This is a genomic window from Brevundimonas sp. (assembly GCF_050729455.1).
Lineage (GTDB): Bacteria > Pseudomonadota > Alphaproteobacteria > Caulobacterales > Caulobacteraceae > Brevundimonas.
Genome location: NZ_JBOHLI010000086.1, coordinates 1 through 7,486 on the forward strand (window position 1 = coordinate 1; position 7,486 = coordinate 7,486).

Sequence of the window (7,486 nt, forward strand, 5' to 3'; positions counted from 1 at the left end):
GGCCGACCCGCTGCGCAGGATGAAAGCTGCGCGGCCCGGCCTGTTGCTCACCCCACGCTGCGAGGCGTAACTAACCCAAGGACTCTGGTCGCCGCTGGATGAAACCTCAGAGGCACGTCACGCTCCTTCGCCTGCATGGTTTCCGCCCTGGCGCTTGTCGCCGCCGTCCCTGCCGTCGCCGCCGCTGAACCCGCCGCCCCAGCCCAGGCCGCATCGGCCGCCGTCACGCCCTACACCGCCGCCCAGTTCTTCGAGACGACCAGTTTCTCGATGGCCAACCCGGACGGTCTGGCCTTTTCCGAGGGGCGCAGCCACGTGCTGATCTCGTCAGACAAGATGGGGGTGTTCAACGCCTACGCCCTGCCCGTCGCGGGCGGCGACCCCGTGCCGCTGACCGCCTCGACCGCCAACGCCACCTTCGCCCAGAGCTACTTCCCCGACGGTCGCCGCGTTCTGGTGGCGGCGGACCAGGGCGGCAACGAACTGACCCACATCTATGTGCGCGAGACGGACGGGACGCTGCGCGACCTGACGCCGGGCGACAAGCTGAAGGCCGGCTTCGTCGGCTTCAGCGACGACGGCCAGACCTTCTGGCTGACCAGCAACGAGCGCGACGCCGAGGTCTTCGACCTCTACGCCTATGACGCCGCCACCTATGAGCGGAAGCTGATCTTCCAGAACCCCGGCATGGATCTGGCGGCGGTGTCCGGCGACGGGCGGCTGGTCGCCCTGACCAGGTCCCACACCAGCGCCAACTCCGACATCTATCTGGCCGACCTGCAGGCGGGGGGCGAGCCCTATCTGATCTCGCAGCACACCGGCGACGTCTCCTATGACGTCAGCCGCTTCGGCCCCTTCAACGCGACCCTGATCTACACCAGCGATCAGGACGGCGAGTTCAGCCAGGCCTAGGCCTATGACATCGCCAACAAGGCCCACAACCGCACGACCCAGGCCGACTGGGACGTCATGTACGTCGCCTTCTCGCCCAACGGCCGATACCGCGTCACGGCGGTCAACGCTGACGCCTCGACCGAGCTGACCATCGAGGACGCCCAGACCCGCGCGCCGATCCGCCTGACCGGCCTGCCCGAGGGCGACATCACCGGGGTCCGCTTCGATCCCGCCGCCGGTCTGGCCGCCTTCACCGTGGTGTCCGACACCTCGCCCGCCGATGTCTTCGTGGCCGATCTGTCGACCGGACAGGCGCGACGCCTGACCCACGCCCTGAACCCGGCGATCAAAGAAAGCGATCTGATCGAGGCCTCCATCGTCCGCTATCCGGGCGAAGGCGGCGTTCAGGTTCCAGCGGTTCTTTATCGGCCCAAGGGCGCCTCGGCCGCCAACCCGGCCCCGGCGGTCGTTCTGGTTCACGGCGGGCCGGGCGGTCAGACGCGGCGCGGCTATTCCGCCATGGTGCAGCACCTGGTCAATCACGGCTATGCGGTGCTGGGGGCCAACAACCGGGGCTCGTCCGGCTACGGCAAGACCTTCTTCCACATGGACGACAAGAAGCACGGCGAGGCCGACCTGCGCGACATCGTCGCCGGCGGCGACTGGCTGCGGGCCCAGGACTGGGTGGCCGACGATCAGGTCGCGGTCATGGGCGGCTCCTACGGCGGCTACATCACCGCCGCGGCCCTGGCCTTCCACCCCGAGAAGTTCGAGGCGGGCATCGACATCTTCGGCGTGACCAACTGGGTGCGGACCCTGCAGTCCATCCCCCCTGGTGGGGCGCCCAGCGCGTGGCCCTGTTCGACGAGATGGGCGACCCGGCGGTCGACGCCGAGCGCCACCGCGCCATCTCGCCCCTGTTCCACGCCGACAAGATTCGTCGCCCTCTGCTGGTGGTGCAGGGCGCCAACGACCCGCGCGTGCTTCAGGTCGAAAGCGACGAACTGGTCGAGAAGGTCCGCGCCAACAACGTGCCGGTCGAATACGTCGTCTTCCCCGACGAAGGCCACGGCTTCCAGCGCCGCGCGAACCGCATCACCGCCCAGGAATCCTATCTGGCCTTCCTGAACCGCTACGTCCGCAAGGCCGACTGACCCGGCAGGCGGTTCCGCCCCGACGCGGAACCGCCTTCACCACGTCCCGGCGGCGATCCGGGCGCGGCGTTCCCGTTCGGCGGGGCTCGGCGCCATGTCCGCGCCAAAGTCGCCGGGCTCGACGACGCCGTCCGGTTCATAGGTGGCGATGACGACGCCGCGCGGCGTGACCTCGTGCTCGACCATGCGCATCGAGCCGGGCGGCGTGCCCTCGCCGAACAGCCGCTTGCCGCTGCCCAGAACCACCGGAAAGGTCATCAGGATCAGCCGGTCGATCAGTCCCGCAACGAGAAGCTGCGGATAGAGGGTGCTGCTGCCCTGAATGATCAGGTCCGGCCCCTCCCCGCGCTTGACCTCGGCCAGGGCGTCGAGGCCCGCCAGACGATGGCTGTTCTGCCAGGACAGCGGCTGCGCGCCGCGTGTCACCACGTATTTCGCCGCGTGATCGAACCGCGCGCCCAGCCCTGCGTCCTCGCCTTCGACGAAGGGCCAGTAGGCGGCGAAGATGTCATAGGTCCGCCGCCCCAGCAGCAGGTCGAACGGCCCGCCGAACAGCGCATCGATCCGTCGCCCGCCCGCTTCGTCGAAATAGGGAAACAGCCAACCGCCCAGCGCGAAACCGCCCGACCGATCCTCCTCGGGAGCGCCCGGCGCCTGCATCACCCCGTCCAGCGACACGAAGGCCGCACCGATCACCTTGCGCAATGACCCTCTCCTCGCGCGCCGCTATGGAGCCGACAACCGCCGGTCGGGCTGTTCGTTCCCCTACGGCAAGTCGGCTTGGCCCCTTAACGCCGAAGCCTGCTCCCCAGCCCTAGGTGAAAGTCTGCTTTCGACCCGTTGCGGACATTGGGAGACTTCAAGATATAGTCGACGGATGACTGAGATCATCTACCTCGCCCCCGACGAGCAATTGCCCGACGTCGGTGACGGGCAGCCATGGTTGATCATCGAGGCATCCCAGGACGGTCAGTTCTTCGGCACGGGCGCTTCGTGGAAAGCCGATGGTGATTGGATTGGCTATGGTTCTCTGAGTGAGAACGACATTTCGCTCGAAACAGCACTTGCGGCGGCACAGGATTGGGCAACCAAATATGGCGTGCCAACCATCTGGGTTCAGGTGACGCCTTAAGGCCGCTTGCCACCCTTAGCGGACATCTAGAACGTCCGCTTGCCGCCAGCCCCTAAGCCGCCTCGTCCTTCGGCAGGACATCGCCCACCGTAGGCCTGTTCTCGGCCCAGGTCAGTTCGATGTCGCGGGGTTTGACGATCTCGTTGCAGTGGCCGCAGGCGATGCGGGGCTTGAGGTCGTGGCCGCAGGTCTTGTGGACCATGGCGATGCCGCTGTCGGCGTCGCCATAGACGTGCTTCTCGCCCCAGGCGTGCAGGGTCACCAGAACCCCGTACAGGTCCTTGCCCTTGGCGGTCAGGACATATTCGTTGCGCGGCGGGCGTTCGGAATAGAGTTGCGGCTCCAGCACCCCGTGCTGCACCAGCGACTTCAGCCGCGCCGCCAGGACGTTGCGCGCCACGCCCAGCCGGTCCTGCCACTGCTCGAACCGGCGCACGCCGTTGAAGGCGTCGCGAATGACCAGAAGCGTCCACGGGTCGCCGATCACCTCCAGCGTGGCGGCGATCGAGCAGCTCTGGCGGCTATAGTCGGCGGTGCGTCCCATGCCGGGAAAGTGACCCCGCGTCAGGCTTTTGACAAGTGGGTTGCCAATCGGGACGCAGTTTGTCAGTTTCTTTTGGCAACGAACTTGCGGCTCCCCGGCCGCGGTTTCTGCGTTCCTCGACTTGCGGGCGGCGACGCTTCAGTCTCCGCCCGCCCCTTTCGCCTGCTGTTGCGTGGACCGATGACCGAAGCCGACCTGCTGCACGACGCCCTGACCCTGACGCCCGGCGAGGAGGGCCCCGATCAAGGATTGAGCGCCCATCTGACCGGCGACTTCTCCAACGGGCCGATCGCGGCCCCGCCCGAGGCGGGCTTCCCGTTCGGCGGTCTGCTGGCGGCCCTGTGCGCCGGGGCCATGCGGCAGGGTTTGGACCTCAAGGCGCCGCTGCGCAGCCTGACCGTTCAGTATCTGGCCGCCGCCAGATACGGCCAGGCCATCCACTTCCGTCCGCGCCTGCTGCGCGGCGGCCGCAACGTCGCCTATGCCGTGGTCGAGGGCGGGCAAGGGTCGCGCCTGACCCACCACGCCAGCGCCACCTATGGCGCCGACGGCAAGACCGCCCAGACCCTCAGCCCCCTTCTGGCCCCGCCCCCGTCGCTGGACAGCCTCAAGGACGCGCCGGGCATCAGCGGCCCCATGGCCCCGCGCTTCTCGCAGCACGTGGACTATCGCTTCGACGGCGGCCCCAACATCCTCGGCGGCAACGAAGGCAAGCCCGCCGTCGAGCGGGTCTGGATGCGGACGAAGGACGGCGCGCCGCTGGACGAACTGCGGCTCTGCTACCTGCTGGACGCCCTCTACCCGCCCGCCTGGACGGCCTTCAAGGCGCCGCCGATGATGACGAGCGTCGATCTGCGCTACGACTTCATCAACGATCCAACGCCGGAAACCGCGCCCGACGGCTGGGCCTTCTTCGAATACCGGCTGCTGGACCACGGCCTCGGCTGGTCGGTGGACGAGGCCGTCGCCTGGGGCGCGGACGGCCGCCCGCTGGCCCTGGCCCGCCAGCGCCGCAAGCTGCTGTAAGCCGCCCCGCTTGCCAGCGGGCCTTCGCCTCCCCTAATCCCCCGGCAAACGATTCATACTGGAAACGCCCTCATGACCGCCGCATCCGATCCCGTCGTCATCGTCTCCTTCGCCCGCACGCCCATGGGCGGCTTCCAGGGCGCGCTGTCGCCGGTCAAGGCCACCGACCTGGGCGCCGCCGCGGTCAAGGCCGCCGTCGAGCGCGCCGGCGTCGCCCCTGAAAAGGTCGAGCAGATCTTCATGGGCTGCGTCCTACCCGCCGGCCTGGGCCAGGCCCCGGCGCGTCAGGCCGCCATCGGCGCGGGCCTCGGCAAACACGTCGAGGCGACGACGGTGAACAAGATGTGCGGCTCGGGCCTGCAGGCCGCCATGATGGCGCACGACGCCCTGCTGGCCGGCACCGCCGAAGTCATCGTCGCCGGCGGCATGGAGTCCATGACCGGCGCCCCCTATCTGATGAACAAGCACCGCGGCGGCGCCCGCATCGGCCACGACGTCATCATCGACAGCATGATGATGGACGGTCTGGAAGACGCCTATTCCCCCGGCAAGGCCATGGGCGTCTTCGCCGAGGACGCGGCGACCCAGTATCAGTTCACCCGCGAACAGATGGACGAATACGCCATCGAGAGCCTGACCCGCGCCCAGGCCGCCATCGCCTCGGGCGCCTTCAAGGCCGAGATCGTTCCGGTCGAGGTCGCCACCCGCAAGGGCCCCGTCACCGTCAGCGAGGACGAGCAGCCCGGCAAGGCCGACGCCGCCAAGATCCCGACCCTGCGTCCCGCCTTCACCAAGGACGGCGCCATCACCGCCGCCAACGCCAGCTCGATCTCGGACGGCGCCGCCGCCCTGGTCATGACCCGCGAGAGCACCGCCAAGGCGCTGGGCCTGCCGATCGTCGCCCGCGTGGTCGCCCACGCCGCCCACGCCCATGAGCCGGGCCTGTTCACCACCGCCCCGGTCCCGGCCATGCAGAAGACGCTGAAGAAGGCCGGCTGGTCGGTCGAGGACGTGGACCTGTGGGAGGTCAACGAGGCCTTCGCCGTCGTCGCCATGATCGCCCAGCAGGAACTGGGCATCGACCGGGCCAAGCTGAACGTCAACGGCGGCGCCACGGCGCTCGGCCACCCCATCGGCGCCTCGGGCGCGCGCATCCTGTCCACCCTGCTGGCGGCGCTTCAGGCGCGCGGCGGCAAGAAGGGCGTGGCCTCCCTGTGCATCGGCGGCGGCGAGGCCGTGGCCATGGCCGTGGAACTGCCCTGATCCGACTGCGTTTCCACGGTCAAGCTAGCACCTTGGCCGTGGAGACCCCGCCTTGAAACACCCCCTGACCATCCTCGCCGCCGCCGCCGCCGTCACCCTGGCCGCCTGCGGCACGACCCAGGCGCAAGGCGGGCCTGCGGACGGCTCCGTCGGCGCTCAAAACCCCGACGACCTGAAAGCCTTCCCCGCCGCCTCCGCCGGCCAGACCCGCCACGTCATCCGCCTGCCCGCCCAGGCCGACGAGGACGCATTGAAGATCGAGGTCATCGTCGGCAAGACCATGAAGGTCGACTGCAACCGCCACATCTTCGGCGGCCGCCTGCAGGAACGCACGGCCGAGGGCTGGGGCTATAACTACTACGTCCTGGACAGCCTGGGTCAGGCGGCCTCGACCATGATGGTCTGCCCGCCCGGCTCCGAACATGACGCCTTCGTCCGCAGCCGCGCGCAGGACCTGATCCGCTACAACAGCCGCCTGCCGCTGGTGGTCTATGCGCCTGCCGACGTGGAGGTCCGCTACCGCGTCTGGCGCGCGGGCGAGGAACAGACCGCCAGCTGAGGTCGGTCGCCGGATCGCGTTCGGTTCGGGGGCGTCGGCGCCGTCAGCGACGACGGCTGCGCCCCCTGATCGGCGCGCATCAACAGCGCCAGCGAGGCGCATCCAGCGGTCAGGATGATCACGGCCGACTCCTGCATTTGCGAACCATTTGCAGATTTGCGCAGAGTCGGCCGACGTGCAAGCGTCAAGTTCGACAGCTTAAGGAGCGGCCCCATGCGCGAAGACGGAAAACTGGACTATCTCGAACTGCCCGCCACGGACATGGCGGCGCACAAGGCCTTCTACGCGGCCGCCTTCGGCTGGGTGTTCCAGGACTACGGCCCCGACTACGCCGCCTTCGGCGAGGGACTGGACGGCGGCTTCACCACCGAGGCCATGACGCCCAAGCCCCTGCCCATCCTCTACGCCCATGACCTGGAAGCCATGCAGGCCAAGGTTCAGGCGGCGGGCGGGGAGATCACCCACCCGATCTTCGCCTTCCCCGGCGGCCGGCGCTTCCACTTCCGCGACCCGTCCGGCAACGACCTGGCCGTCTGGTCCGAATAGGTCTCTGGCCTACTTGGGGTCCACCGACTGGGCGATCCGCTCGGCGGCGTCGCGATCGGCGCCTTCCAGGCTCATCAGCCAGACGTGGATCTCGGCGGGGGCGGCAGGACGCTGGAACAGATGTTCCATGGCGATGCGACGCGTGCCCTCGGGCACCACGACCGTGACGCGGCCCGCCGCCGACACCTGTTCGCCGTCATAGATGGGAAACTGCGACGACGGCCCGGCGTAGATCATGGCGAAGGTCTTGCCCGCCTTGCGCACCTGATAGACGCGCGCATCCGGCCCGCCCCGTCCCTCGAACAGCTGGAAGCCGGTCGGCAGGTCGACGCGGAACGGCAGGGCCGCCACAGCGGCGGGGCCGAGGG

General features: G+C 68.8%; 10 protein-coding genes and 1 pseudogene. 8 read left to right on the forward strand and 3 right to left on the reverse strand.

Annotated elements, in window-relative coordinates; translation table 11 throughout:
* The first annotated feature begins 135 nt into the window (after nucleotides 1–135).
* From ACREEF_RS15045 to ACREEF_RS15055, 3 genes and pseudogenes are all read left to right on the forward strand, one after another.
* Nucleotides 136–912 carry a TolB family protein gene (locus ACREEF_RS15045; protein WP_431566378.1) on the forward strand — a complete coding sequence of 259 codons (777 nt, stop codon included), beginning with the start codon at nucleotides 136–138 and terminating at the stop codon, nucleotides 910–912.
* Between the two features lie 57 nt (nucleotides 913–969).
* Nucleotides 970–1,689: pseudogene (locus tag ACREEF_RS15050) on the forward strand (alpha/beta fold hydrolase); the annotation flags it as partial.
* A gap of 74 nt (nucleotides 1,690–1,763) precedes the next feature.
* Nucleotides 1,764–2,048 (forward strand): alpha/beta hydrolase family protein, encoded by a 285-nt coding sequence (locus tag ACREEF_RS15055; RefSeq protein WP_431566386.1) that lies wholly within the window; start codon nucleotides 1,764–1,766, stop codon nucleotides 2,046–2,048.
* Between the two features lie 36 nt (nucleotides 2,049–2,084).
* Here ACREEF_RS15055 and ACREEF_RS15060 read toward each other — a convergent pair whose 3' ends face one another.
* Entirely contained in the window at nucleotides 2,085–2,744 is a 660-nt protein-coding gene (locus ACREEF_RS15060) for a dihydrofolate reductase family protein (protein WP_431566387.1), read from the reverse strand.
* Between the two features lie 181 nt (nucleotides 2,745–2,925).
* On the opposite strand from ACREEF_RS15060, the gene ACREEF_RS15065 reads away from it, so the two are divergent.
* The gene (locus ACREEF_RS15065) at nucleotides 2,926–3,180 is read left to right on the forward strand and encodes a hypothetical protein (RefSeq protein WP_431566379.1); all 255 of its coding nucleotides are present in this window, start codon (nucleotides 2,926–2,928) and stop codon (nucleotides 3,178–3,180) included.
* A 52-nt stretch (nucleotides 3,181–3,232) separates the two neighbouring features.
* Here the strand turns inward: ACREEF_RS15065 and ACREEF_RS15070 are convergent, their stop codons facing one another.
* Complete coding sequence (locus ACREEF_RS15070; RefSeq protein WP_431566380.1) at nucleotides 3,233–3,724, reverse strand: winged helix-turn-helix transcriptional regulator; 492 nt, start codon at nucleotides 3,722–3,724, stop codon at nucleotides 3,233–3,235.
* A 180-nt stretch (nucleotides 3,725–3,904) separates the two neighbouring features.
* Between ACREEF_RS15070 and ACREEF_RS15075 the strand changes: the two genes are divergently transcribed.
* From ACREEF_RS15075 to ACREEF_RS15090, 4 genes are all read left to right on the forward strand, one after another.
* Complete coding sequence (locus ACREEF_RS15075; protein WP_431566381.1) at nucleotides 3,905–4,750, forward strand: acyl-CoA thioesterase; 846 nt, start codon at nucleotides 3,905–3,907, stop codon at nucleotides 4,748–4,750.
* 72 nt (nucleotides 4,751–4,822) lie between these two features.
* Nucleotides 4,823–6,013, forward strand: coding sequence for a thiolase family protein (locus ACREEF_RS15080; RefSeq protein ID WP_431566382.1), 1,191 nt, complete (start codon nucleotides 4,823–4,825; stop codon nucleotides 6,011–6,013).
* Nucleotides 6,014–6,065: 52 nt separating this feature from the next.
* Nucleotides 6,066–6,572, forward strand: a complete 507-nt coding sequence (eco, locus tag ACREEF_RS15085) for a serine protease inhibitor ecotin (RefSeq protein WP_431566383.1) — start codon at nucleotides 6,066–6,068, stop codon at nucleotides 6,570–6,572.
* A 213-nt stretch (nucleotides 6,573–6,785) separates the two neighbouring features.
* Nucleotides 6,786–7,118, forward strand: a complete 333-nt coding sequence (locus ACREEF_RS15090; protein ID WP_431566384.1) for a VOC family protein — start codon at nucleotides 6,786–6,788, stop codon at nucleotides 7,116–7,118.
* Between the two features lie 9 nt (nucleotides 7,119–7,127).
* Here ACREEF_RS15090 and ACREEF_RS15095 read toward each other — a convergent pair.
* Nucleotides 7,128–7,486 (reverse strand): hypothetical protein (locus tag ACREEF_RS15095; protein WP_431566385.1); only part of this gene is annotated, 359 nt, incomplete at its 5' end.